This is a genomic window from Pseudoduganella sp. UC29_106 (assembly GCF_044055365.1).
Lineage (GTDB): Bacteria > Pseudomonadota > Gammaproteobacteria > Burkholderiales > Burkholderiaceae_D > Rugamonas.
In genome coordinates this window covers 3,728,259-3,752,196 of the sequence record NZ_CP171977.1, presented here as the reverse complement: position 1 = coordinate 3,752,196, position 23,938 = coordinate 3,728,259, and the positions used below count along the sequence as shown (strand labels likewise).

Annotated in this window: 18 protein-coding genes and 8 pseudogenes; 18 read left to right on the top strand and 8 right to left on the bottom strand. The window is 62.5% G+C overall.

The features are described 5' to 3' along the window. Window position 1: 1 nt before the first annotated feature. Complete coding sequence (locus ACHMW6_RS18910; RefSeq protein WP_395398902.1) at window positions 2-769, bottom strand: MipA/OmpV family protein; 768 nt, start codon at window positions 767-769, stop codon at window positions 2-4. 132 nt (window positions 770-901) lie between these two features. Between ACHMW6_RS18910 and ACHMW6_RS18905 the strand changes: the two genes are divergently transcribed. Genes ACHMW6_RS18905 through ACHMW6_RS18895 form a run of 3 tightly spaced genes read left to right on the top strand, consistent with a single transcriptional unit; the run spans window position 902 to window position 2,977 of the window. After that, window positions 902-1,573, top strand: coding sequence for a response regulator (locus ACHMW6_RS18905; protein ID WP_395398900.1), 672 nt, complete (start codon window positions 902-904; stop codon window positions 1,571-1,573). Then, the gene (locus ACHMW6_RS18900; protein WP_395398898.1) at window positions 1,570-2,301 is read left to right on the top strand and encodes a hypothetical protein; all 732 of its coding nucleotides are present in this window, start codon (window positions 1,570-1,572) and stop codon (window positions 2,299-2,301) included. The genes ACHMW6_RS18905 and ACHMW6_RS18900 overlap by 4 nt, the downstream gene beginning before the upstream one ends. Continuing rightward, on the top strand, window positions 2,246-2,977 hold the full coding sequence (locus ACHMW6_RS18895) for a sensor histidine kinase (protein ID WP_395408652.1): 732 nt from the start codon (window positions 2,246-2,248) through the stop codon (window positions 2,975-2,977). Before ACHMW6_RS18900 ends, ACHMW6_RS18895 begins: the two co-directional genes overlap by 56 nt. Here the strand turns inward: ACHMW6_RS18895 and ACHMW6_RS18890 are convergent. The 5 genes and pseudogenes from ACHMW6_RS18890 to map all read right to left on the bottom strand — a co-directional run bounded on the left by ACHMW6_RS18890 (window position 2,974) and on the right by map (window position 7,919). Next, entirely contained in the window at window positions 2,974-3,729 is a 756-nt protein-coding gene (locus ACHMW6_RS18890) for a flagellar brake protein (protein WP_395398896.1), read from the bottom strand. The genes ACHMW6_RS18895 and ACHMW6_RS18890 overlap by 4 nt on opposite strands. A gap of 93 nt (window positions 3,730-3,822) precedes the next feature. Next, window positions 3,823-4,572 carry a pseudouridine synthase gene (locus tag ACHMW6_RS18885; RefSeq protein WP_395398894.1) on the bottom strand — a complete coding sequence of 250 codons (750 nt, stop codon included), beginning with the start codon at window positions 4,570-4,572 and terminating at the stop codon, window positions 3,823-3,825. After that, window positions 4,572-7,139: a [protein-PII] uridylyltransferase gene (locus ACHMW6_RS18880; protein WP_395398892.1), complete on the bottom strand. Its 2,568-nt coding sequence runs from the start codon at window positions 7,137-7,139 to the stop codon at window positions 4,572-4,574. Before ACHMW6_RS18880 ends, ACHMW6_RS18885 begins: the two co-directional genes overlap by 1 nt. Before the next feature lie 30 nt (window positions 7,140-7,169). Then, window positions 7,170-7,379, bottom strand: coding sequence for a hypothetical protein (locus ACHMW6_RS18875; RefSeq protein ID WP_395398890.1), 210 nt, complete (start codon window positions 7,377-7,379; stop codon window positions 7,170-7,172). Further along, window positions 7,363-7,919: pseudogene (gene map, locus ACHMW6_RS18870) on the bottom strand (type I methionyl aminopeptidase). The gene ACHMW6_RS18875 and the pseudogene map overlap by 17 nt, the downstream one beginning before the upstream one ends. Between map and ACHMW6_RS18865 the strand changes: the two are divergent. Continuing rightward, window positions 7,851-8,021, top strand: coding sequence for a hypothetical protein (locus ACHMW6_RS18865; protein ID WP_395408794.1), 171 nt, complete (start codon window positions 7,851-7,853; stop codon window positions 8,019-8,021). The pseudogene map and the gene ACHMW6_RS18865 overlap by 69 nt on opposite strands. Window positions 8,022-8,125: 104 nt before the next feature. Here the strand turns inward: ACHMW6_RS18865 and ACHMW6_RS18860 are convergent, their stop codons facing one another. Both ACHMW6_RS18860 and ACHMW6_RS18855 read right to left on the bottom strand, forming a co-directional pair. Beyond that, complete coding sequence (locus ACHMW6_RS18860; RefSeq protein ID WP_395398888.1) at window positions 8,126-8,395, bottom strand: hypothetical protein; 270 nt, start codon at window positions 8,393-8,395, stop codon at window positions 8,126-8,128. 227 nt (window positions 8,396-8,622) lie between these two features. Next, a pseudogene (locus ACHMW6_RS18855) lies at window positions 8,623-9,070 on the bottom strand (SRPBCC family protein). 826 nt (window positions 9,071-9,896) lie between these two features. Between ACHMW6_RS18855 and rpsB the strand changes: the two are divergent. From rpsB to lpxB, 14 genes and pseudogenes are all read left to right on the top strand, one after another. Then, window positions 9,897-10,649 (top strand): 30S ribosomal protein S2, encoded by a 753-nt coding sequence (gene rpsB, locus ACHMW6_RS18850; RefSeq protein WP_395398886.1) that lies wholly within the window; start codon window positions 9,897-9,899, stop codon window positions 10,647-10,649. A 143-nt stretch (window positions 10,650-10,792) separates the two neighbouring features. Further along, window positions 10,793-11,707, top strand: coding sequence for a translation elongation factor Ts (gene tsf / locus ACHMW6_RS18845; RefSeq protein WP_395398884.1), 915 nt, complete (start codon window positions 10,793-10,795; stop codon window positions 11,705-11,707). A gap of 213 nt (window positions 11,708-11,920) precedes the next feature. Beyond that, a complete protein-coding gene (gene pyrH, locus ACHMW6_RS18840; protein WP_395398882.1) occupies window positions 11,921-12,637 on the top strand; it encodes a UMP kinase in 717 nt (238 codons plus the stop codon). A 37-nt stretch (window positions 12,638-12,674) separates the two neighbouring features. Continuing rightward, window positions 12,675-13,236, top strand: a pseudogene (gene frr / locus ACHMW6_RS18835) (ribosome recycling factor). A 69-nt stretch (window positions 13,237-13,305) separates the two neighbouring features. Then, window positions 13,306-14,052, top strand: a complete 747-nt coding sequence (gene uppS / locus ACHMW6_RS18830; protein WP_395398880.1) for a polyprenyl diphosphate synthase — start codon at window positions 13,306-13,308, stop codon at window positions 14,050-14,052. Between the two features lie 9 nt (window positions 14,053-14,061). Next, window positions 14,062-14,896 (top strand): annotated as a pseudogene (locus ACHMW6_RS18825) (phosphatidate cytidylyltransferase). 10 nt (window positions 14,897-14,906) lie between these two features. After that, window positions 14,907-16,095, top strand: a pseudogene (ispC, locus tag ACHMW6_RS18820) (1-deoxy-D-xylulose-5-phosphate reductoisomerase). A 31-nt stretch (window positions 16,096-16,126) separates the two neighbouring features. Continuing rightward, window positions 16,127-17,485: an RIP metalloprotease RseP gene (gene rseP, locus ACHMW6_RS18815; RefSeq protein ID WP_395398878.1), complete on the top strand. Its 1,359-nt coding sequence runs from the start codon at window positions 16,127-16,129 to the stop codon at window positions 17,483-17,485. Window positions 17,486-17,524: 39 nt separating this feature from the next. Beyond that, window positions 17,525-19,862 (top strand): annotated as a pseudogene (gene bamA, locus ACHMW6_RS18810) (outer membrane protein assembly factor BamA). A gap of 43 nt (window positions 19,863-19,905) precedes the next feature. After that, entirely contained in the window at window positions 19,906-20,424 is a 519-nt protein-coding gene (locus ACHMW6_RS18805; protein WP_395398876.1) for an OmpH family outer membrane protein, read from the top strand. A 30-nt stretch (window positions 20,425-20,454) separates the two neighbouring features. Next, window positions 20,455-21,510, top strand: a complete 1,056-nt coding sequence (lpxD, locus tag ACHMW6_RS18800) for a UDP-3-O-(3-hydroxymyristoyl)glucosamine N-acyltransferase (protein ID WP_395398874.1) — start codon at window positions 20,455-20,457, stop codon at window positions 21,508-21,510. Beyond that, a complete protein-coding gene (fabZ, locus tag ACHMW6_RS18795; RefSeq protein ID WP_395398872.1) occupies window positions 21,507-21,992 on the top strand; it encodes a 3-hydroxyacyl-ACP dehydratase FabZ in 486 nt (161 codons plus the stop codon). Before lpxD ends, fabZ begins: the two co-directional genes overlap by 4 nt. 2 nt (window positions 21,993-21,994) lie before the next feature. After that, window positions 21,995-22,787 (top strand): annotated as a pseudogene (lpxA, locus tag ACHMW6_RS18790) (acyl-ACP--UDP-N-acetylglucosamine O-acyltransferase). Next, window positions 22,771-23,924, top strand: a pseudogene (gene lpxB, locus ACHMW6_RS18785) (lipid-A-disaccharide synthase); the annotation flags it as partial. The pseudogenes lpxA and lpxB, both read left to right, overlap by 17 nt. Window positions 23,925-23,938 lie beyond the last annotated feature (14 nt).

Here is a 23,938-nt window from a genome sequence, read left to right as displayed (position 1 = left end):
CTCAATAGCTGTAACTGGCATACACCGCGGCGGTCGGCGAATGGTCGCGCGGGGTGATCGGGCTTTTGGCCGCATCGCGCACCAGGGTGCTGAAACCCGCCATGGCGGTCACGGACCAGCGCTCGTCCAGCTTGTGGCGCCAGCTCATATTGAACGTGGCTTCATGCATGCCCGCCTTGGGCGTGAACTGCTTGAACGCGGTACGCGCGGCTTGAGTAGCGGACACGCCATAATAGGTCTGGGCGTATTTGCGGTCCGAGAAATTTGCTCCCAGGCTGATGGTTACCTGGTCGGTCTTGTCTTCGATCAGGGTGCCGGTCAGCGCAATGCCGCCGCTGCGGCCGTTTTCGCGGTGGGACAGCGGCATTTCCACCTGGCCGCTCAAGACCAGCCCATCGACAATGCTGTAGCCGGCGCCCAGCAGGCCGGTGGCGCTGCCCTTCACCACGCCCATGCCTTTCAGCTTATCGCTGCCGCGGCGGGCGCCGAAGGTGGTTTCCTCCTTGTCCGTGCGCTCGCCGCGGTAGCCGATGGCGGCGTTCACACTGAGCTTGCCGAATTGCCGGCCATAGCCCAGGCCGCGCATGGTGCTGGCGTAGAAGCCGTTGGCCATCTGGTAGTCGATGGCGATGATGGGGGCGGCCTGCAGTTCGTCCGAACCGGAGTAGCGGGCCACGGCGGCCACCCCGCCACCCAGGGTGAGTAAGTTATCGTCGGCAGCGGAAGCCGCTCCAGCGGCCAGCAGCAGGGAAAGCAGTGCGTATTTCATGATCAGGTACTAAAGAGTTGTTGGAGCCGCAAGTATCGTCAGGCTGGATGAAGGAAATCTGATCCCTTGATGAAGATTGGATGAAGGCCGGTCTTTAGCTGATCTTCAGGCAAGGGTGGTTAAATAGAGCCCATGAAAATCCTGTTGATAGAAGACGATCTGGATCTGGGGAACGGCGTGCGCATTGCCCTGAGCGACCAGGGCATGGACGTGGTCTGGGTGCGCCAGCTCACCGATGCCGAAGCCCACCTGCTGACGGGCGGCTGCGACCTGGTGCTGCTGGACCTGAACCTGCCCGACGGCGATGGCTTGCAGCTGCTGGCCCGCCTGCGCCGCGAACGGCAGTCGCTGCCGGTGCTGATCCTGAGTGCGCGCGACGCGCTGAACGACCGCCTGCGCGGCCTCGACACGGGCGCGGACGATTACCTGGTCAAGCCATTCGAGCTGGCCGAGCTGCTGTCCCGGGTGCGGGCACTGGCCCGCCGCAGTTATGGCTTCGACGGCGAAACGCTGGAACTGCGCGGCATCGTGCTGCACGTGCCCACGCGGCGCGTGACGGTGCACGGCAAGCCCGTGGACCTGACCGCCAGCGAGTACGAGCTGCTGAAAACCCTGTTGATGCGCGCCGACCGGGTCGTGACGCGCCGCAGCCTGGAAGAACAGGCGCTTCCCGGCTCGCAAGCCATCGCCAGCAATTCGCTGGACGTGCACATGGCCAACCTGCGCCGCAAGATCGGCGAGGGCTATGTGCGCACGGTGCGCGGCGTAGGCTACGTGATCGACCAGAAGGAGCCGTCCAGATGATCCGCCGAATGTGGGCCGCTGTGGCCGAGCCAAGCATGATGCGGCGATCGATGCTGGCCCAGATGGCTGTGCTCTGCCTTCTTTGGCTGCTGCTGGTGGTCTTCCTGGTGTACGACGCAAGCAAGGACGTAACCACCCTGCGGCAAAACGCCCTCTATGAGGCCATGTTCTCGGCGGCGGAGAATCTGGAGGGGCAACCGGAGAAGATGCACGCGACGATGGCCGCCATGGAGCGCGCCATGCGCACTGCGACCGGCACGGAGGCCGATCCGGCGCTGGGTCCGACGCTGGTTGTCGAGCGCGCCGGGCAGGCCCTGTACCGCTCGCAGGGTGCGCCGGCCGGTGTGGCTGCCGAAAGCCTGGACCGCATCGAAACCCGGAATGTGGACGGGCGGCGCTGGCGCACCCGCGCGCTGGAATCGCCCCGTTCCGGCGTGCGGGTGACCATGATCGTGCCGGCCGACGGCATGAATATCTTCCTGACACTGGGCTCGCGCGGCACGCTGCTCCTGCCGCTGCTGGTCAGCCTGCCGTTCCTCATCCTGCCGGCCTGGGGTGGCGGCACGGGTCGCACAGGGGCCGTGGAGCCGCGCCATGGCGGAACTGGGCACGCGCGGGCCGAACAACCTGACGCCGCTGGTGCTGCACGACCGCCAGCGCGAGCTGAAAGGCATGCTGAAGACCATCAATGCTTTGCTGCTGCGCGTGAGCGAAAGCGCGGAGCGTGAGCGCGCCTTCATCGCGGACGCGGCGCACGAACTGCGTACGCCGCTGGCCGCCATGCGGGTCAACGTGGAAGCGCTGCAGCGGCAGGCCGCCGATCCGCGCCAGCAGCAGCTGTTGGACGGCATCATCAGCAGCGCTACGCGCGCCACCCGGCTGGTGAGCCAGTTGCTGCGGCTGATGCGCAGCGACGCCACGGCCGGTGAGATGGAAGAGGCGCTATCCTTCGATGGGCTGGTGCAGGAGCGCATGGCGGCGCTGTCCGGCATTGCCGATGCACGCGGCGTCGAACTTGAGCTGAGTGGCGACAGCGGGCTGACTGTGGCCGGCCACAAGGAAAGCCTGGTGTCGCTGGTCGATAATCTGCTGGATAACGCCATCAAGTACAGTCGCGACCAGGGCGCCGTGCATGTGGACTTGCGGCGCGAGGGAAGCGGCGCCGTGCTGCGCATCGCCGATCAGGGGCCGGGCATCGCGCCGGAGCTGAGGGAGCGGGTGTTCGACCGCTTCTTCCGCGATCCGCGCCAGACGCAGAGCGGCAGCGGTCTTGGACTGGCGATCGCACGCGCGGTGGCCGTGCAGTACGGCGGGGAAATCGTCCTGGATTCGGTGGATGGCGGCGCCGGCCTGCTGGTGGCCGTGCGCCTGCCGCTGGCGCAGCACGCGCCGGGCGGCGCTTAGCGCGTGATGCGCGTGGCGTTCAACTGGTCCAGCGCCTTGCGCAGCTGTTCCTGGGTATTGGCGGGCATGTTCTGGAACTGGCAGCCGATCTGCACCTGTTCGCCCAGCAGGAAGGAGCGGTACTGGCGCACCAGGCGGATATCCAGGTCGCAGATGACCACGGTGTCCTGGCCCAACTCAAGGCGCACACGCTGCAGCCTGCGTCCCACATGCAGGCCCTGGGCCTCGCGCGGTGCGCAACGCATGCCCACGCCGCCGACGGAAAAATCGTAGAGCTGGAGCTCGAAAGGCTTGCCGTTCAGGACGAATGACGCCGTGTAATAGGTGCCGAGCGGTGTTTCCAGGCGCGGCGCGGAACGGCGGTTCAGCACCTGGGCGCGCTCTGGAAACTGGGCCGGAATCAGCGTGGGGTGTTCGGGCAGGGCGTTCCAGTGCGGGTCGTTCAGGCGGAACTGGAATTTGGCATTATTCAGCCAGCAGACGAAAGTGCACTCGCCGGGCGGCAGCTCGCCGCCCTCATTCAGCTGGATGACGAAATGGGGCAGTTCCGGATCGACGGACAGGATACGGGCCATCACCACCTCGCGCGTCGACTCCGGATAGACGGATACAGCATCGCCGCGCTCGGCCAGCTGGCTCAGGGCGTCGGCGATTGCTTCGGGATCGACGATGTCGTGCGGCTGGGCATTGCCCAGCATCGGCTCGACAGCCTCCTCGATACGGGGCGGACCTTTGCGGGTGTCGATAGGCATAGGTTTATTCATGCGCGTACTTTACCGTGTTTACTCGGCCAGTGTTTGCCCTGCAGCAAGAAAAATCTATATTCTTGTTGTAAATTGCACTACTTAAAAGCGTTCTGTTGGGAGAAGGTAACGCCACTTTCCTTGTGGTAGTTCCCCCAGCTTAACCTTGCCAATTCGTACACGCTTCAGGCCGATCACCTTCAGGCCCACCATTTCGCACATGCGGCGGATCTGGCGCTTCTTGCCTTCGCGCAGGGTAAAGCTCAACTGATCATCATTTTGCCAGCGGACTTTCGCCGGCAGCAGCGGTTTACCATCCATCCACAGCCCGTGGTTCAGCTTTTTCAGCGATTCGTCCGGCAGCGTGCCGGGTTTGGTGTACTGCACGCGGACGAGGTATTCCTTGTCCACATTCGTATCTTCGCCGATCAGCTGCTTGGCCACGCGGCCATCCTGGGTCAGCACCAGCAGGCCGACGGAGTCGATGTCCAGGCGGCCGGCCGGCACCAGGCTGCGCAGCTGCTTGGGGTGGAAGATTTCGGTCGAGGTGTCCTCTTCCCAGTGGTTTTCCGGCGTCACCAGCACCACGGCGGGCTTGTAGCCGTCCTCCGCCTGACCGCTGACATAGCCGACCGGCTTGTTGATCAGGATGGTCACGCGCTTGGACTGCTCGGCTGCGGCCTGGCGCTCCACGGTGATTTTCTGGCTGGGGTAGACCTTCACTCCCAGTTCGGACACGACCTGGCCGTCCACGCGCACCCAGCCCTTGGCAATCCATTCATCGGCCTCACGGCGGGAGCACAGGCCCAGTTCGGACATGCGCTTGGACAGGCGTAACAATTCTTCAGACATCAGACTTTCAAAGCTTCCAGTAATTCGGTTTCGAGTTGCAGCTGCACACGCGTATTGGCCAGCGGAGCGCCATCGATGATGAACACGTCTTCCACGCGCTCGCCCAGCGTCATGATTTTTGCGGTGTGCAGGTTGATCTTGTATTTGGTGAGCACCGTCGCGATCGAATACAGCAGGCCGGTGCGGTCGTTGGCCGCCACCGACAGCAGGTAGTACTGGCCTTTTTCGTCCGGACGCAGGTCCACGATGGGTTGCATCGGGAAGGTGCGCGACAGGCGCGACAGGCGTCCCTTGGTCGGCGCCTGCAGCGGCGCCTGCGACTGCAGCAGCTCGCACAGCTCGTGCTCGATCAGGCTGATGATGTCGCGGTAGCTCTTGGCGAAACTCTGCTCGGTGACCAGGAAGGTATCCAGCGCATAGCCGTGCTTCGTCGTATGGATCTTCGCATCCAGGATGCTGAAGTTCTTGCGGTCGAAGTAGGAGCAGATGCGGGCGAACAGGTCGGGCTGGTCCTTGATATAGACGGCGATCTGCAAGCCTTCGCCGATCGGCGCCAGGCGGCACTTGACCACGGGCTGTTCGCTGTTCAGGCGGTCCCACAGGGCGCGCGTCTGCCAGGCGATGTCGCTGGCGTCGTGGCGCAGGAAGTAGGCCATGTCGAGCTGCTTCCACAGCGCCTCGTGGGCGTCCGGCGGCAGGCCATACAGGCGCAGCGTGGCCAGCGCTTCCTGCTGGCGGTTCTTCAGCTCGCGGTCGGCGGAATGCGGCTCGCCGCCCAGCACGCGCAGGGTCATCTTGTACAGGTCTTCCAGCAGCTTGGCCTTCCAGGCGTTCCACACCTTGGGGCTGGTGCCGCGGATATCGGACACAGTCAGCAGGTAGAGGCCGGTCAGGTGGCGCTCGTCGCGCACGGTGGTGGCGAAGGCCTTGATCACGTCCGGATCGGAGAGGTCCTGCTTCTGCGCCACCTGGGACATGGTCAGGTGGTGCTCGACGAGGAAGGCGACCAGTTCGGTCTCCTCGGCGCTCATGCCATGCTCCTGGCAGAACTGGGTTACGTCGCCCACGCCCAGCTTGGAGTGGTCGCCGCCGCGGCCCTTGGCGATGTCGTGGAACAGTGCCGCGACATACAGCAGCCAGTGCTGCGGGTAGTTCGCCATCAGCTGCGAGCAGAAGGGATATTCGTGGGCATGCTCCGTCATCGTGAAGCGGCGCATATTCCGCAGCACCATCATGATGTGCTGGTCCACCGTGTAGACGTGGAACAGGTCGTGCTGCATCTGGCCCACGATCTTGCGGAAGCTTGGCAGGTAGCGGCCCAGGATGGACAGCTCGTTCATGCGCCGCATATTGTGGATGATGCCTTGGGGCGCTTGCAGGATGCGCAGGAAGTAAGCCTTGTTCACGGGATCGGCGCGGAAGGCGGCGTCGATCTTGAAGCGCTCATGCCACAGGGCGCGCATGGTGCGCGCCGTCATGCCTTTCAGGGCAGGGCGCTCGCACAGCAGCACGAAGATTTCCATGATGGCGGACGGCGTGCGGATGAAGGTGTCGTCCGCATTCATGTCGATGAAGCCATTCACTTCGCAGAAGCGGGCGTTGATCGGCGCCGGTTCTTCGTCGTGCGGGAACAGCTGGCCTTCGATGTTCTGCAGCAGGATGGTGTTCAGCTGCACCACCGTCTTTGCGGCCCAGTAATAGCGCTGCATCAGGTATTCGCTGGCGCGGCGCATGTGGACGCCGCTGCCGGTCGCCTTCAGTCCCAGGGTTTCGGCGACGGCGGTCTGCACGTCGAACACCAGGCGGTCTTCGCGGCGGCCGGCCACCAGGTGCAGGCGCACGCGGATGTCCTTGAAGGCGCGTTCCTTTTCCATCAGCTGGCGCGCCTCGGTCTGGGTGATCAGGCCGCGCACGGCCAGGGTGCGCCAGGAATTGGCCAGGCCGGCCGCCTTGGCCAGCCACAGGATCACATGCAGGTCGCGCAGGCCGCCCGGGCTTTCCTTGACGTTGGGCTCCAGGCTGAAAGGCGTGTCCTCGTACTTGGCGTGGCGCTGGCGCATCTCGATGGTCTTGGCCTCGAAGAAGGCGCGCGGATCCATTGCCTTGTCGTAGGCTTCCTCCAGCTGGCCGAAGAGGACCATATTGCCGGTGATGAGGCGCGCTTCCAGCAGGCTGGTTTGCACCGTGATGTCGGCCTTCGATTCGGTGATGCATTCGTCCACGGTGCGGATGCTGTGGCCGACGTCCAGGCCCAGGTCCCACAGCAGCTGGACGAATTCCTCCAGCCGGGCGCGGGTTTGCTGGTCCGGCGCTTGATGCAGCAGGATCAGCACGTCGACGTCCGAATACGGGAACAGTTCGCCGCGGCCGTAGCCGCCCACCGCCACCAGCGAGGATTGCGGAGGCAGGTCGGCGTTTTCCCACGCCGAGATCAGCACGTCGTCTACGCTCTGGCGCAGGCAGCGCAAGAGCTTTTCGGGCTTGCCGTCTTCGTGGAAGGTGGCAATGATGCGCTGGCGGTCGGCCTTCAGCCGTGTCTTCAGCGATTCCCGAAGGTCCTTCTTCATCGAGGCGTGGGGCATGCGCGTAATGGGGAATTAAGCTGCTGCTTTTTCGGTGACGAAAGCCGGCGGCGGCGGGCTGCCGGCCGACAGGGTCAGTACTTCATAGCCCGTTTCGGTGACCAGCACGGTGTGCTCCCATTGGGCGGACAGGCTGCGGTCCTTGGTCTTGATGGTCCAGCCGTCCGGCATTTCCTTGATTTCGCGGCGGCCGGCGTTGATCATCGGCTCAATGGTGAAGATCATGCCCGCTTCCAGCTTTGGACCGGTGCCCCGGCTTGCCGTAGTGGAGGATTTGCGGCTCTTCATGGAAGCCCTTGCCGATACCGTGGCCGCAGAATTCGCGCACCACGCTGTAGCCGGCTTTTTCGGCGTGCACCTGGATGGCGTGGCCGATGTCGCCCAGGGTGGCGCCCGGCTTCACCTGCTCGATGCCCAGCCACATGCACTCATAGGTCACGTCGGACAGGCGCTTGGCCAGGATGGACGGGGCGCCGATGAAGAACATGCGGCTGTTGTCGCCGTGGTAGCCGTCCTTGGTGATGACGGTGATGTCCAGGTTGACCACGTCACCGTTCTCAGCACCTTGTCGCCCGGGATGCCGTGGCAGATCACGTCGTTGACAGAAGTGCAGATGGCTTTGGGGTAGGGCGTGTAGCCCGGCGGGCAGTAGTTCAACGGCGCCGGGATGGTGCCCTGGACATTGACCATGTACTCATGGCACAGCCGGTCCAGTTCGCCGGTAGTGACGCCGGCCTTGACGAAGGGGGTGATGTAATCGAGCACCTCGGACCCAAGGCGGCCTGCCAGGCGCATGCCTTCGATGTCTTCGGGCGTTTTGATGGAAATGGTCATTTTTTATGCTTTGCCGGTAATGCTGCTCTTTGAAGTACACGATTATAAACGACCGGCAAACATCGGGCGCAGAGGGTGGTGCCGCCCGGCAGGGCTATTTTTTCTGAGGCCGCGGCGCAAACTGTCCGTTCAGGTTTTCAATTTGTCCTTGCATTGAAATCACGGCCTTGTTTGTGTCCTCGACCCTCGCCCGAGGGTTTTAAGCGCACTGTCGGTTTCGCGGACCTGGCGTTGAATGTCGGCCTGCACGGCTGAAACGAGCCGGCCAGACTCGAATGCGGATTGCAGATTGACAGCAGGGCGGCGTTGAACGCTGCGACGCCGAAGACTGTGCTGAGCGTGGCGGTAATGCAGGAAATGACCACCGTTCTTTTTACCGATGTCATTTCGCGTTCAATATTGTCCATTCGCGCTCGATGCTCCGGTTGACCCGTATGAATTCCGCCTGGGACGCGGCAAACCACTTTTCCATCGCCTCGAGATGGGCTTTGTTGTCCTGCGAAGATGCCCAGGCGCGCACTCAACGGCGCCGTCGCGGGAGTCGATATAGTCTTCGGCGCCAGGATCCATGTGTACCATCTTCCGCCTGTCGGTCCGCAAGTTCAAGCGGCCGCGGGCGGAAGGTTGCGGTGGATCAGGGCCGTTTCAACTGGTTCTCGACCAGCAGGCCCAGCTGGATGAGGGACTGGTGCCAGCCCAGGTAGCACTGCTCGGCCGGGATCACGGCCGGACGCCTTCCTGCACGATGTGGATCTCGGTGCCGCAGGAAACGGCCTTCAGCTCGACGGTGGTGCGCATTTCGCCCGGCAGGTTCGGGTCGTCGAACACGGCCGTGTAGCTGAGGCGCTCGTTCTGATTGAGTTCCTTGTATTCGCCGCCGAAGGAGTGGGTGAAGCCGGTGCCGATGTCGGTGAAGGACATGCGGTATCTGCCGCCGACCTTCAGGTCCAGTTCATGGACTTCGCCGACATAGCCGAACGGCGGCAGCCACTTGTTCAGGCGGCGGCCGTGGTCCAGGCCTTGTAGACCTTGTCCGGAGTCGTGCGCAGTACGCGGTGCAGGCGGATGGTATTCGTGGACATGGCGGAACCTTTCGTGAAAGTTGAGGGGTTTGTAACTCCACGACGAGGCAGAATACTGGAAATCGACACGAAATGTAAAAATATTATCGCCGGCCGCCTGGTGGGGGCGCAGTCGGCGGCGCCTCGGCCGTCTGGCGCGCTTCGAGCCGCTTCAGGGTGGCGTTGATGTCCCGCAATCCGGCGCTGCAGTTCGGCGTGCGTGCCGCCAATGTCGCGTCCCGAGTCGAAAGATGTGACCATGCCGGCACAACAAAGTCGCGTCGAATGCCGCGACACCAAAGATCGTCGTCAGCGCGGCGGTAATTGCCGTGACGATAACGGTCGCCCGCAGGCGCGCCATGGCTTGCACCAGATCTCGAATCGCTTGTTCGATGGTTGCGAAGCGCGCATCGATGGCGGCGAAGCGCGTGTCGTAGGCATGGTCGCGGTCGGCCAGGCGCTGGTCGATAACGGCAGAGTGCCGCGAATCTCGGCCATGTGCGCCTCCGTTCGCGCCTCGGTGGCGGCGATCTGGAGCGACACGCGTTCTTGTCCTCGGGACTCATGCTGGAATCCTCGGCGTCCGGATTGTCTCTGTCAAGCAAGCTCATGGCAGCGCGCGACGGGTTGGAAGTCCATTTTGCGCCGGGCAGAGCGAGGGCATCGTGAGCGGCATCAACGGTCGCCGAACTTGCCCGGGAGGGTAATTCCAGAGTAGAAATCTATGGTTGCCTGACCTCGTGTCTTGCAATGTTGTAAAATTTCTCATTTATAAACCCGAATCCCCCCAAAAAGGGTGCCCGCAAGGGTGACTGGGAGGATTCGAGACCCAACCCTGGAGTAAAAAATGTCTGTAACGATGCGCGAAATGCTGGAAGCCGGCGTCCACTTCGGTCACCAAACCCGTTTTCTGGAACCCAAAGATGGCTCCGTTATCTTCGGCCACCGCAACAAGATTCACATCATCAACCTGGAAAAGACCCTGGCCATGTACCAGGAAGCGATGAAGACCGTGCGTCAAATCGCTGCCAGCCGTGGCACCATCCTGATGGTGGGCACCAAGCGTCAGGCCCGCGACATCATCGCCGCTGAAGCACAGCGCGCTGGTGTTCCGTTTGTTGACCAGCGTTGGCTGGGCGGCATGCTGACCAACTTCAAGACCATCAAGACCTCGATCAAGCGCCTGAAAGACATGGAAGCCGCGATCGAAGACGGTTCCGTGGAAAAGCTGACCAAGAAAGACGCGCTGCTGTTCCGTCGCGAACTGGAAAAACTGCAAAAGTCCATCGGCGGTATCAAGGACATGGGCGGTGTTCCTGACGCGATCTTCGTGGTGGACGTTGGCTACCACAAGGGCGCAATCACCGAAGCTGCCAAGCTGGGCATCCCGGTGATCGGCGTGGTCGACACCAACCACTCCCCAGAAGGCGTGACCTACGTCATCCCTGGTAACGACGACTCCTCCAAAGCGATCACCCTGTACGCCCGCGGCGTGGCAGATGCGATCCTGGAAGGCCGTGCAAACGCGTCGACCGAAGTGCTGGAGTCCATCAAGGCTGCAGCCGGCGACGAGTTCGTGGAAGTGAACGAGCAGGCGTAATTGTCCATCCGCCGCAAGGCGGATAACAGCTTGAAAAGGGGTGGCCCGACAGCTCCCCTTTTTTTTAAACGAGATTCCGCCGCGCTGCAGCCAAAAGCGGGCAGCGCGGCAAAAACAGTACCCACCGAATACAGGAGAAACACATGGCAGCAATTACTGCAGCAATGGTTGGCGAACTGCGCGCAAAGACCGACGCGCCAATGATGGAGTGCAAGAAGGCACTGACCGAAGCCGACGGCGACATGAACAAGGCAGAAGAGATTCTGCGCGTTAAGCTGGGCGGCAAGGCTGCCAAGGCATCCGCACGTATCACCGCCGAAGGCGTGGTCGCAGCTTACATCGCCGGCAACGTTGGCGCGCTGGTCGAAGTGAACTCCGAAACCGACTTCGTGGCAAAGAACGACGACTTCCTGTCGATGGCTAACCTGGCTGCCAAGCTGGTTGCCGAAAACAACCCGGCTGACGTGGCTGCCCTGGGCGCCCTGCAGTCCGGCAACGGCCAGACCCTGGAAGAAGTGCGCTCCGCCCTGGTTGGCAAGATTGGCGAGAACATGTCCATCCGTCGCTTCCAGCGTTTCGAAACCACCGGCAAGCTGGCTTCCTACCTGCACGGCACCAAGATCGGCGTGATCGTTGAGTTCGACGGCGGCGACGAGCAAGTTGGCAAGGACGTGGCCATGCACATCGCTGCAATGAAGCCGGTCGCTCTGTCCTCCGAGCAAGTTCCTGCTGACCTGATCGCCAAGGAGCGTTCGGTTGCCCAGGCCAAGTCCGACGAAGATGCGGCTAAGGCTGCTGCCGAAGGCAAGCCAGCCCAGTCCGCCGACATCGTTGCCAAGCGCATCGATGGCGCCGTGGCCAAGTACCTGAAAGAAGTGTCGCTGATGAACCAGGCTTTCGTGAAGAACGACAAGCAGTCCGTTGAGCAGATGCTGAAAGCCGCCGACACCACCGTCAAGGGCTTCACCATGTACGTGGTTGGCGAAGGTATCGAAAAGAAAGTAGACGATTTCGCAGCAGAAGTTGCAGCCCAGATGGCTGCCTCCAAAGGCGCTTAATCAAGAAAACGGGCCGCAAGGCCCGTTTTTTTTAACCCAGGGCAGAAGCGGGTGTCTGCCACATCGTGGCAGACACCAGGTTTAAGCCTCGGGTTTTAGGTTTGTTAAGCCTTTTTTAAGCCTTGCAAACCGGAATTTCCCGGCGGTTTGTGGTATTTCCGTTATCATTGCCGCCGTAGCCTCACCGAATACATTGAAAAGGAGCCCCAGCTCATGTCTAAACCTGCCTACAAGCGCGTCCTCCTCAAATTGTCTGGCGAAGCCCTGATGGGTGACGATCCCTACGGCATCAACCGGGGTACGATCGAGCGGATGGTGGCTGATGTGGCCGAGGTCGCGAAACTGGGCGTGGAAGTCGCTGTCGTGATCGGCGGCGGCAACATCTTCCGCGGCGTGGCGCCTGGCGCCCAAGGCATGGACCGTGCCACCGCGGACTACATGGGCATGCTGGCCACCGTGATGAACGCACTGGCCCTGGCCGATGCGATGCGCCATATCGGCGTGACTGCGCGCGTGATGTCCGCGATCAGCATCGAGCAGGTGGTCGAGCCGTACGTGCGCCCGAAGGCACTGCAGTACCTGGAAGAAGGCAAGGTCGTGATCTTCGCCGCCGGTACCGGCAATCCGTTCTTCACCACCGACACCGCCGCAGCGCTGCGCGGTTCGGAAATGAGCGCGGAAATCGTGCTGAAGGCCACCAAGGTGGACGGCGTGTACACCGCCGATCCGAAGAAAGACCCGAACGCCACCCTGTATCACAAGATCAGCTTTGACGAAGCCATCGCCAAGCACCTGCAAGTGATGGACGCCACCGCCTTCGCGCTGTGCCGCGACCAGAAATTGCCGATCAAAGTGTTTTCCATTACCAAGCCTGGCGCGTTGATGAACGTGATCATGGGTGCGGAAGAGGGTACACTTGTTCACGTATAAACAATATTAAGCAAATCCAAGTAACAGGAGAGCAGCAATGTCTACCGCTGACATCAAGAAAAACGCACAGGATAAGATGGGTAAATCGCTGGAGACGCTGAAGAGCGATCTGGCCAAGGTACGTACCGGCCGTGCCCACACCGGCATCCTGGACCACGTAATGGTCGATTATTACGGCAACCCGACCGCGATCAACCAGGTCGCCAACCTGACCCTGCTGGACGCGCGCACCATCGGCGTGACCCCGTTCGAGAAGAAGATGGGCGCCGCGATCGAGAAGGCCATCCGTGATGCCGACCTGGGCCTGAACCCGTCCGCCATGGGGGACACCATCCGCGTGCCGACCCCGCCGCTGACCGAAGAGCGCCGCAAGGAAATGGTCAAGCTGTGCAAGGGCGAGGGCGAGGACGCCAAGGTTGCCGTGCGCAACATCCGCCGCGACGCCAACGAAGGCCTGAAGAAACTGGTGAAGGACAAGGCCATCTCGGAAGACGAAGAGCGCCGCACCGGTGACGAAGTGCAGAAGCTGACCGAGCAAGTTCATCGCCGATATCGACAAGGTCGTCGCTGAAAAAGAAAAGGAAGTCCTGACCGTCTAAAGGTTGCGAAACCGGGGACAGGCGAGGGCATTGCCCCCGCCGTCCCCGGTTTTTTAAGTATACGAATCTATGAAATATTCGAGTTCGACGACTGCGGTTCCAGAAGCGCCCAAGGTGCCTCGCCATGTGGCGGTCATCATGGACGGCAATGGACGCTGGGCAACCAAGCGCTTCCTGCCGCGCGTTGCCGGCCACGTCAAAGGCGTGGAAGCCGTGCGGACGGTGGTGGAAGCCTGCGCCACGCGCGGTATCGAGTACCTGACGGTGTTTGCCTTCAGTTCCGAGAACTGGCGCCGTCCGGAAGAGGAAGTTTCCCTGCTGATGAAACTGTTCGTCACCGCGCTGGAGCGCGAAGTGGCGAAGATGCATGCCAACAATATCCGCCTCAAGGTGGTGGGCGACCTGAGCCGCTTCGACAGCAAGCTGCAGGACATGATTGCCTCCGCCGAACGCAAGACCGCCGCCAACACCCGCATGACGGTCACCGTGTGCGCCAACTATGGCGGACGCTGGGATATCATGCAAGCCATCGGCAAGATGGTGAAGGAGCATCCGGGGCAGTCCGATTTCTCCGAAGAACAGCTGGCGCCTTACCTCTCCATGGCCTATGCACCGGAGCCGGACCTGTTCATCCGCACCGGCGGCGAAGAGCGCATCTCGAATTTCCTGCTGTGGCAGCTCGCCTATACGGAGCTGTATTTCACGGATACCTACTGGCCCGATTTCGATGCCGACCGCCTGGACGCGGCCATCGAGTCCTACCAGAACCGCGAGCGCCGCTTCGGCCGCACCGGCGACCAAGTAGCAAAGAAATAATAAAAAACTATGCTGAAGACCCGAGTCATCACGGCCGTACTGCTGCTGGCGGTGCTGCTGCCAGTACTCTTCGCCAACTACTACCCGGCCGTGGCCGTGGTGGTCACGCTGTTCTTCGGCGCCGCGGCCTGGGAGGCATTCCGCCTCTTTAAGAACCGCGCCGCCATCGTCATTGCCCTGTTCTGGGCGGGCGCCTTCGCCTACACCTTCTTCTTCAATAATGGCCTGGAGCAGGCCCGCTTCTGGGTCTCCATCGGCGCCGCCATCTGGCTGCTGCGCTTTGCGCCGTCGCTGAAGCTGGGACTGCCGCCGCTGGAAGGCGTGGGCAACCTGATGCTGAGCATGGTGTATGTGGTGACCCTGGTGTCCTGCTTCGTCGCCATCCTGGTGCTGTACCAGCGCTCGCCGGTCTACCTGATCTCGGCGATGGCGCTGGTGTGGATCGCCGATATAGGCGCATACTTTGCAGGGAAGGCTTTCGGCAAGCGCAAGCTGGCGCCCTCGATTTCTCCGGGCAAGTCCTGGGAGGGCGCGATCGGCGGCTGGATCGCCGTGCTGGTGATCGCCTGCGCCACCGTGCTGGCGGCGCCGTCCGTGCCGCTGCTGCAGGATACGTTTGCCGTAAAGCTGCAAAACAAGATGGGCTGGTTCGTCACGCTGGCCGTGCTGACTGTGATTGTCGCCGCTTCGATCATCGGCGACCTGTTTGAATCCATGCTCAAGCGCCGCGCGGGCCTGAAGGACAGCAGCAATCTGCTGCCGGGCCACGGCGGGGGTGCTTGACCGTATCGATGCGCTGGTGCCGGTGCTGCCGGTGGCAGCCCTGATCAGCGGCTGGCTGTAAAAGGAAGACCATGCAACGCATTACCATTCTCGGCGCCACCGGTTCCATCGGCGCCTCAACGCTGGACGTGATCGCCCGCCATCCGGACCGCTATTCGGTCTACGCGCTGACGGCGCACAGCCGCGTCGAGGCGCTGGCTGCACAGTGCATCCAGTTCAAGCCGGCGCGCGCCGTGGTCGGCTCGGCCGAGGCGGCAACCCAATTGACCGCGCTGCTGCAGGCGGCCGGTTCGCGTACGGAAGTGGAGTGGGCGAGCAGTCGCTGTGCGATGTGGCGTCCGCCGCCGGTACCGATGCCGTGATGGCCGCCATCGTGGGCGGCGCCGGCCTGGCGCCAACGCTGGCTGCGGCCCGCGCCGGCAAGAAGGTGCTGCTGGCGAACAAGGAAGCGCTGGTCATGTCCGGCCAGCTGTTCATGGATGCCATCGCGCAAAGCGGCGCAGCCCTGCTGCCCATCGACTCCGAACACAATGCGATCTTCCAGTGCCTGCCGGCCGGCTATGGACGTGTGCCGTCTGCCGCCGGCGTGAGCAAGATCCTGCTGACCGCTTCGGGCGGCCCCTTCTGAAGCGCGATGTCGCCACCCTGGAAAACGTGACGCCGGACGAAGCCTGCAAGCATCCGAAGTGGGTCATGGGACGCAAGATTTCGGTCGATTCCGCCACCATGATGAACAAGGGCCTGGAAGTGATCGAGGCGCACTGGCTGTTCGGCGCGCCGTCTTCGCAGATCGAAGTCGTGATCCACCCGCAATCCGTGGTGCACTCGATGGTGTCCTACGAGGATGGCTCGGTGCTGGCGGAACTGGGCAACCCGGACATGCGCACGCCGATCGCGCAGGCCCTGGCCTACCCGGAGCGCATCGCCTCCGGCGTGGCCCAGCTGGACCTGACCCAGGTCGGCACGCTGCAGTTCGAGAAGCCGGACTTCAACCGCTTCCCCTGCCTGAAGCTGGCCTACGACGCACTGAATGCAGGCGGCACCGCGCCGGCCCTGCTGAATGCGGCCAACGAGGTGGCGGTTGCCGCCTTCCTCGCGGAGCGTATCGGCTTCCGCCAGATCGACCGAGTGATTGCGGCCGTCATGGATGAACTGCCGCACGGTGCGGCATCCAGCATCGAGGCCGTGATGGCGCAGGATGCGCTGGCCCGAGCTGCCGCCGAACGTCATATCGCCGCATTGCCGGCGCGCGCCGCCTGACGGGCGCCGGCGCACCGCGAGGGGAGATTCCATGGAACTGATCCGAACCCTGATCGCCTTCATCTTCTGCCTTGGCACGCTGATCGTCTTCCACGAGCTGGGCCACTACCTGGTGGCGCGCTGGTGCGGCGTGAAGGTGCTGCGCTTCTCGGTCGGCATGGGCAAGGTAGTGTGGATGCGCAAGGTCGGCCCCGACCAGACGGAATGGGCGATCTCCGCGCTGCCCCTGGGCGGCTACGTCAAAATGCTCGACGGCCGCGAGACCGACCTGCAGGGCCTGCCCGAAGCGGACCTGAAGCGCGAGTTCACGCGCCAGAACGTGTGGAAGCGTATCGCCATCGTGGCCGCCGGCCCGATCGCCAACTTCCTGCTGGCCATCGCGCTGTTTGCCGGCCTGTTCATGTACGGCATCGAAGAACCAAGCAGCAAGATCAGCGCGCCCACCGCCAGCTCGCCGGCTGCCATGGCGGGCCTGCAGCGCGGCGACATGGTCACGTCCATCAACGGCAATGCCGTGCATGGCTGGTCCGAGCTGCGCTGGCAGCTGATCCAGGCCGCCATCAACAAGCAGGGCGCGCGCGTGGAAGTGGACCGCCCCGGCTACGGCGGCTTTACGGCCACCATCCCCGTCGATGCCTTTGCCAGGGTCGACCTGGAAGGCGACGTGCCGGGCACCCTCGGCATCGGCTTCGCCCGTCCGCCGGCCGTGCTGGGCAAGGTGATCGAAGGCGGCCCGGCCGCCCGCGCCGGCCTGCAGGCGGGTGACCGCATCACCGCAGTCGACGGCCAGCCGGTCCCGGACAGCACTGCCTTCCTGACTGAAATCCGCAAGGCGCCCGGCCGCAACGTAACCGTCGCCGGTGTGCGCAATGGCCAGCCTTTCGAGCTGCAGATCACGCCGGAAGCCGTGTCCGACGGCTCCAGTAAAGGCCTTGTAACAATAGGTAAGATCAAGGCGGAGGTCATCGGCATGCCCGATATGATCGTCGTGCGCTCCGGCCCCATCGAGGCGCTGGACAAGGCCGTCGTGAAGGTATGGGATACCAGCGTGCTGACCATCCGCATGATCGGCAAGATGATCACGGGCGAGGTCTCATGGAAGAACGTGACCGGCCCGATCACCATCGCCGACTACGCAGGGCAGACCGCCAGCATAGGCGCCGTAAGCTACCTGAGCTTCATCGCCTTCATCAGCATCAGCCTCGGCGTTATGAATTTGCTGCCAATTCCTGTTCTGGATGGGGGGCATTTGTTGTATTATTCGCTGGAAGTTTTGACCGGGCGACCCGTTTCGGAGCGTTTTGGGGAGATTGCGCAGCGCCTGGGTGTGGGTTTGCTGGTGACTTTGATGGCACTGGCTGTCTTCAACGACGTGGCGCGGCTCCTTTAAATCCTGGCAGTCGCATGTTTTAAGCCCTTGAATTTGCCGATGAAATTATATTCTGACCGTATCGCCTTGCCTTCTTTCCGCCGTAGCCTGATCGGCGTCGCCGTCCTGGCAATCTGCTCCGGCAGTGCTCTGGCCATCGAACCATTCCAAGTCAAGGACATCCGTGTCGAGGGTATCCAGCGTACCGAAGCCGGTACCGTGTTCAGCTACCTGCCTGTGCGCGTCGGCGAAGTATTCAGTGAAGACAAGAGCGTTGCGGCCATCAAGGCCCTGTATGCGACCGGTATTTTCAAGGATGTGAAGCTGGAGAAGGACGGCGATGTGCTGGTGGTGATCGTCGAGGAACGTCCCGCCATCGCCAAGGTCGATTTCGACGGCACCCATGAATTCGAGAAGGACATGCTGGTCAAGGCGCTGAAGGATATCGGCGTCGGCGAAGCCAAGACCTTCGACAAAGCCTCGGTCGACCGCGCCGAGCAGGAATTGAAGCGCCAGTACCTGTCGCGCGGCCTGTACGGCGTGAAGGTGGTGACCACCGTGACCCCGCTGGAGCGCAACCGCGTCAACATCACCTTCAAGGTGGACGAGGGCGAAGTCGCCCGCATCAAGCAGATCAACATCGTCGGCAACAAGGCCTTCCCGGACAAGGACCTGCGCGACCAGATGGCGCTGAATACCGGCGGCTGGTTCAGCTGGTACACCAAGGCCGACCAGTACTCCAAGACCAAGCTGACCGGCGACATCGAAGCGCTGAAGTCCTACTACCTGGACCGCGGCTATATCGAGATGAACGTGGATTCCACCCAGGTCTCGATCACCCCGGACAAGAAGGACATCTACATCACCATCAACATCACCGAGGGTGAAAAGTACAAGGTCTCGGACATCAAGTTCGAAGGCGAGATGTTCGGCCGCGAAGACGAGCTGCGCCAGCTGGTGCTGCTGCGCCGCGGCGAAACCTATTCCGGTACCGCGCTGACCGGCACCAACAAGCTGATCACCGACCGCCTGGGCACCTTCGGCTTCGCCTTCGCCAACGTGAACGCCAACCCCGAGATCGACCGCGACAAGCGGGAAGTGGCCTTCACCTTCTTCATCGACCCGGGCAAGCGCGCCTACGTGCGCCACATGAACATCTCCGGCAACACGACCACCCGCGATGAGGTGATCCGCCGCGAATTCCGCCAGTTCGAATCGAGCTGGTACGACGCCGACAAGATCAAGCTCTCGCGCGACCGCGTCGATCGCCTGGGCTACTTCAAGGACGTGACCATCGACACGCCGGAAGCGCAGGGCACTTCCGACCAGGTGGACGTGAACCTGACCGTGGTCGAGAAGCCGACCGGTAACTTCCAGATCGGCGGCGCCTTCTCGCAGGCCGAGAAGTTCAGCTTCAACGCCGCGATCCAGCAGGCCAACTTCGCCGGTTCGGGCAATACCGTGGGCCTGGAACTGAATACCTCGAAGTACAGCCGCACCATCGCCTTCTCGCACACCAACCCGTACTTCACGGACGATGGCGTGTCGCGCAGCTATGAACTCTACCTGCGTACCGTGCGCCCGCCCGCAGTGAACATCGGCGCGTACAACATCAAGCAGACCGGCGGCCGCATCAGCTTCGGCGTGCCGTTCTCGGAACTGGACACCATCTTCTTCGGTATCGGCCTGGAGAAATCCAGCGTGGAAACCGACGTCACGTCGCCGGCCTACTTCAAGAAGTATGTGCGCGACCTGGGCGGCCCATCCGATGGTATCGGCCGTGTGAACGCCTACTCGGTGCCGCTGACCGCAGCCTGGGCGCGCGACAGCCGCGACAGCGCGCTGACCCCGACCATGGGCCGCCTGCAGCGCGTGAACCTGGAACTGGACGCCATCGGCGATTCGCGCTACTTCCGCGCCGTGTACGAACACCAGTGGTACAAGCCGCTGACTTCCAAGATCACGCTGGCCATGCGCGGCGAGATCGACTATGGCCACGGCATCGGCAACAAGGCCTATCCGGTGTTCAAGAACTTCTACGCGGGCGGCATCGGCTCGGTGCGCGGCTATTACAGCTCCTCGCTGGGTGCGGTCGACCCGACCAGCTTCGACGCCCTGGGCGGCGCTTCGCGCCTGATCGGCAGCACCGAATTGCAGATGCCGTTCCCGGGCCAGGGCCAGGACCGCTCCGCTGCGCTGGTTCGGTTTCCTGGACGGCGGCCAGGTCTACCAGGAAGGCCAGAAGATGCGCCTCTCGGAGCTGCGCTTCTCGACCGGCCTTGGCATCAGCTGGATTTCGCCGGTGGGCCCCCTCAAGTTGAGTTATGCTAAGCCCCTGAACGCCAAGTATGGCGACCGCCTGGAACGCTTCCAGTTCCAGATGGGTACCGGCTTCTAATTGCATTAAAAGCAACAAAAGTATCATTTCACGGAGAGTTAAGTTGAAGACTGCAACCGCTACCTTGAGCAAGTTTGCTGCCGGTCTGGCGCTGGGCTGGCTGGCCCTGGCGCCGGTGCACGCGCAGTCCTCGCGCATAGCGTGGCTCAGTTCCGAGCGCATCTACAATGAATCCAGACTGGCCAAGCTGGCGGGCGACAAGCTGGCAGAGGAATTCTCCAGGCGCGAAAAGGCGTTGCAGGACATGGCAAACCGCCTGAAAGGCGCCAACGCCAGGCTGGAAAAGGATGGCATGACGATGCAGGAAGCGGAACGGGTGAAACTGCAGAAGGAAGCCTTTGAACTGGACCGCGACTTCCAGCGCCGCCAGCGCGAATTCCGTGAAGACCTGAACCAGCGCACCAACGAGGAGCGTGCCGCGATCGCCGACAAGGCGACGAGGATCATCAAGCAGCTGGCGCAGACTGAAGGCTTCGATATCGTCCTGCAGGACGCGGTCTGGGCCAGCCCGCGCATCGACATCACCAACAAGGTGCTGGAAGCGCTGGATAAAGACAAATAACAGCAAGTAAATCAAAGATTGGAACACCCGATGGGCTTTCGACTAGGAGAATTGGTCGAGCGCCTGGGCGGACAACTGGAGGGCGACCCGAATATCGAGGTGATCGGCATCGCTCCATTGTCCGACGCCGGCGCTTCGCACATCAGCTTTCTCAGTAACAGCAAATTCCGCGCACAGGCGGGGCAGAGCCTGGCGGCAGCCCTGATCGTGTCCGCCAACGATGACGCCACCGTGGCCGAGAGCTACAAGGGCGCGCGCATCGTGGTCAAGAACCCCTATGTGTACTTCGCCCGCGCCGCGCAGCTGTTCGAGGCGCAAACGGCCGTCATCAAGCCGGCCGGCGTGCACCCGACCGCCTTCGTGGACCCGAGCGCACAAATCGACGCCAGCGCTCACATTGGACCCAAGGTCACCGTGGATGCCGGCGCGGTCATTGGCGCCGGCGTGATCATCGATGCCGGCTGCTACATCGGCCTCGAAGCACAAATCGGCGAGGGCACGCATTTCTTCGCCAACGTGACTTTCCAGGCGAAGTGCGTGATCGGCAAGCGCGGCATCATCCACTCGGGCGCCGTGATCGGCACCGACGGCTTCGGCTTCGCCAACGAGGGCGGCGTCTATGTGCGCATCCCGCAAACGGGCCGCGTGGTGATCGGCGACGATGTGGACATCGGCGCCAACACCACCGTGGACCGCGGCGCCCTGGCCGATACGATTATTGAAGACGGCGTGAAGCTGGACAACCAGATCCAGATCGGCCACAACTGTGTGATCGGCGCGCATACCGCCATGGCCGGCTGCGTCGGCGTGGCAGGCAGCGCGAAGATCGGCAAGTATTGCACTTTCGGCGGCGCGGCAATGGTGCTGGGCCACCTGACCATCGCCGATAACGTGCACATCTCCTCCGGCAGCCTGGTATCGCGATCGATCCATGAGCCGGGGCAGTACACGGGCTTCTATCCGCTGGCGAAAAACAGCGACTGGGAGAAGTCCGCCGTCATCGTCCGCAACCTGGAAACGATGCGCGATAAAATCCGGTCGCTGGAAAAGACCATTAAAACGATAACGAAACACGAAGAATCATGACCACTTCTACCGAAAAAAATACGATGGACATCTGCGAGATCAAGGCCTACCTGCCGCATCGCTACCCGCTGCTGCTGGTTGACCGCGTTCTCAACTACGAAGTCAACAAGTCCATCACCGCCATCAAGAACGTCACCGTCAACGAAGAATTCTTCAACGGCCACTTCCCGCACAAGCCGGTGATGCCGGGCGTGCTGATGATCGAAGCGATGGCCCAGACCGCGGCCCTGCTGTCGTTCAAGACCATGAACCTGATGCCGGACGAGAATTCGGTGGTGTATTTCGTGGGCATCGACAATGCACGCTTCAAGCGTCCGGTAGGCCCTGGCGACCAGCTGAAGATGGACGTGGAAATCCTGCGCGTGGCGCGCGGCATCTGGAAGTACAAGGCAGTGGGCTCCGTGGACGGCCAGGTGGCCGTGGAAGCTGAACTGATGTGCACCATCCGCAGCTCCGCCGACGCCAGCCAGCCGGCAGCCTGATCATGGCGAGCGTTCATCCAACCGCCGTTGTCGACCCGAAGGCCGAACTGGCCGCGGGCGTCGAGATCGGCCCGTATACGATCGTTGGTCCGAACGTGGTGATCGGCGAGAACACCGTCGTGGGTCCGCACGTGGTCATCGAAGGCTACACGACCATCGGCAAGGACAACAAGTTCTTCCAGTTCTCGTCCATCGGCGCCGCGCCGCAGGACAAGAAGTGGAGCGGCGAGCCGACCCGCCTGGAAATCGGCGACGGCAATACCATCCGCGAATTCTGCACCTTCAACACCGGCACAGTGCAGGACAAGGGCGTCACGAAGCTGGGCAACAACAACTGGATCTCGGCCTACGTGCACCTGGCGCACGACTGCATCGTCGGCTCCAACACGATCTTCTCCAACAATGCCCAGATCGCGGGCCACGTGGAGATCGGCGACTGGGTCATCATGAGCGGCTTCGCCAATGTGCACCAGTTCTGCAAGATCGGTCCCGCACGCCTTCGTCGGCATGAGCACCAGCCTGACCCAGGACGTGCCGCCTTTCGTTCTCCTGAACGGCAATCCGGCATCGGCCCACGGCGTGAATATCGAAGGCCTGAAGCGCCGCGGCTTCACGCGCGAGCAAATCAACGCCATCCGCAACGCCTACAAGACGCTGTACCGCTCCGGCCTTACGCTGGACGAGGCGAAAGCCGCCATGATCGAGCAGGAAGCCGCTCTGCCGGAAGACTGCGCGCTGCACGCCCGCGCCATGCGCGAGTTCCTCGATACGTCGACCCGTGGCATCGTCCGCTGACGTATCGATAGCAGTCGTTGCCGGGGAACCTTCCGGCGACCTGCTTGCAGGCCGCCTGCTGGGCGGCCTGCGCCAGCACCTGCCTGAAGCGCATTTCCACGGTATCGGCGGCCCCGCCATGGGCACCCACGGCTTCGAGTCGCACTGGCCGATGGACAAGCTCACCGTACGCGGGCTGTTCGAAGTCATCCCACGCTACCGCGAGCTGAAAGGCATCCAGAACGAATTGCGCGACCGCCTGCTGGCGGAACGTCCTGATTGTTTTCATCGGCGCCGACTACCCAGGCTTCAACCTGGGACTGGAAGCGCAGCTGAAGGTTGCGGGCATTCCGACCGTGCACTAGTATTGGCCCGCAGATCTGGGCCTGGCGCGGCGGCCGCATCAAGAAAATCGTCAAGTCCGTGTCGCACATGCTGGTGATCTTCCCCTTCGAGGAAGAGATTTACCGCAAGGCCGGCGTGCCCGTGACCTACGTCGGCCATCCGCTGGCTGAAGTGATTCCTGTGCAGCCGGATGAAGCGGCAGCACGCCGCCAGCTCGGCATACCGGAAGACGCGAATGTGGTCTGCGTGATGCCCGGCAGCCGCATGGGCGAGATCAAATACAATACCGCCGCTTTTGTCGGCGCCTGCAAGCTGCTGCAGGAGCGCGACCGCTCGCTGCGCTTCATCGTGCCGATGGCGAACGAGAAGCTGCGCCAGTATTTCCTCGACATCGTGGCGAAGGAAGGCCTGCAGGACGTGGAAATCACGCTGCTGGACGGCCAGTCGCACACCGCGATCTGCGCGGCGGACGCCGTGCTGGTCGCTTCCGGCACCGCGTCGCTGGAAGTGGCGCTGTTCAAGAAGCCGATGGTGATCGCCTACAAGATCTTGGCCGCTTCCTGGCATATCATGAAGCATATGGGCTACCAGCCGTGGATCGGCCTGCCGAACATCCTGTCGCGTGAATTCGTTGTGCCTGAGCTGCTGCAGAATGCGGCCACGCCGGAAGCGCTGGCGGACGCCATGTGGAAGCAGCTGAGCGACGCGCCGCACCGCCTGCAGCTGGCGCAGCGCTTCACCGACATGCATTACAGCCTGCTGCGCAATAGTGCGCAGGAAGGCGCGGCCGCAGTCCTGAAAGTGATTAACAAATCGACGTCCCCACA

Bases quoted from the DNA above. Each gene is read 5' to 3' on its own strand.
- ACHMW6_RS18910 (WP_395398902.1), bottom strand. From the start codon at position 769: ATGAAATACGCACTGCTTTCCCTGCTGCTGGCCGCTGGAGCGGCTTCC.
- ACHMW6_RS18905 (WP_395398900.1), top strand. From the start codon at position 902: ATGAAAATCCTGTTGATAGAAGACGATCTGGATCTGGGGAACGGCGTG.
- ACHMW6_RS18900 (WP_395398898.1), top strand. From the start codon at position 1,570: ATGATCCGCCGAATGTGGGCCGCTGTGGCCGAGCCAAGCATGATGCGG.
- ACHMW6_RS18895 (WP_395408652.1), top strand. From the start codon at position 2,246: ATGCTGAAGACCATCAATGCTTTGCTGCTGCGCGTGAGCGAAAGCGCG.
- ACHMW6_RS18890 (WP_395398896.1), bottom strand. From the start codon at position 3,729: ATGCCTATCGACACCCGCAAAGGTCCGCCCCGTATCGAGGAGGCTGTC.
- ACHMW6_RS18885 (WP_395398894.1), bottom strand. From the start codon at position 4,572: ATGTCTGAAGAATTGTTACGCCTGTCCAAGCGCATGTCCGAACTGGGC.
- ACHMW6_RS18880 (WP_395398892.1), bottom strand. From the start codon at position 7,139: ATGAAGAAGGACCTTCGGGAATCGCTGAAGACACGGCTGAAGGCCGAC.
- ACHMW6_RS18875 (WP_395398890.1), bottom strand. From the start codon at position 7,379: ATGATCTTCACCATTGAGCCGATGATCAACGCCGGCCGCCGCGAAATC.
- ACHMW6_RS18865 (WP_395408794.1), top strand. From the start codon at position 7,851: ATGGCACAGCCGGTCCAGTTCGCCGGTAGTGACGCCGGCCTTGACGAA.
- ACHMW6_RS18860 (WP_395398888.1), bottom strand. From the start codon at position 8,395: ATGGACAATATTGAACGCGAAATGACATCGGTAAAAAGAACGGTGGTC.
- rpsB (WP_395398886.1), top strand. From the start codon at position 9,897: ATGTCTGTAACGATGCGCGAAATGCTGGAAGCCGGCGTCCACTTCGGT.
- tsf (WP_395398884.1), top strand. From the start codon at position 10,793: ATGGCAGCAATTACTGCAGCAATGGTTGGCGAACTGCGCGCAAAGACC.
- pyrH (WP_395398882.1), top strand. From the start codon at position 11,921: ATGTCTAAACCTGCCTACAAGCGCGTCCTCCTCAAATTGTCTGGCGAA.
- uppS (WP_395398880.1), top strand. From the start codon at position 13,306: ATGAAATATTCGAGTTCGACGACTGCGGTTCCAGAAGCGCCCAAGGTG.
- rseP (WP_395398878.1), top strand. From the start codon at position 16,127: ATGGAACTGATCCGAACCCTGATCGCCTTCATCTTCTGCCTTGGCACG.
- lpxD (WP_395398874.1), top strand. From the start codon at position 20,455: ATGGGCTTTCGACTAGGAGAATTGGTCGAGCGCCTGGGCGGACAACTG.
- fabZ (WP_395398872.1), top strand. From the start codon at position 21,507: ATGACCACTTCTACCGAAAAAAATACGATGGACATCTGCGAGATCAAG.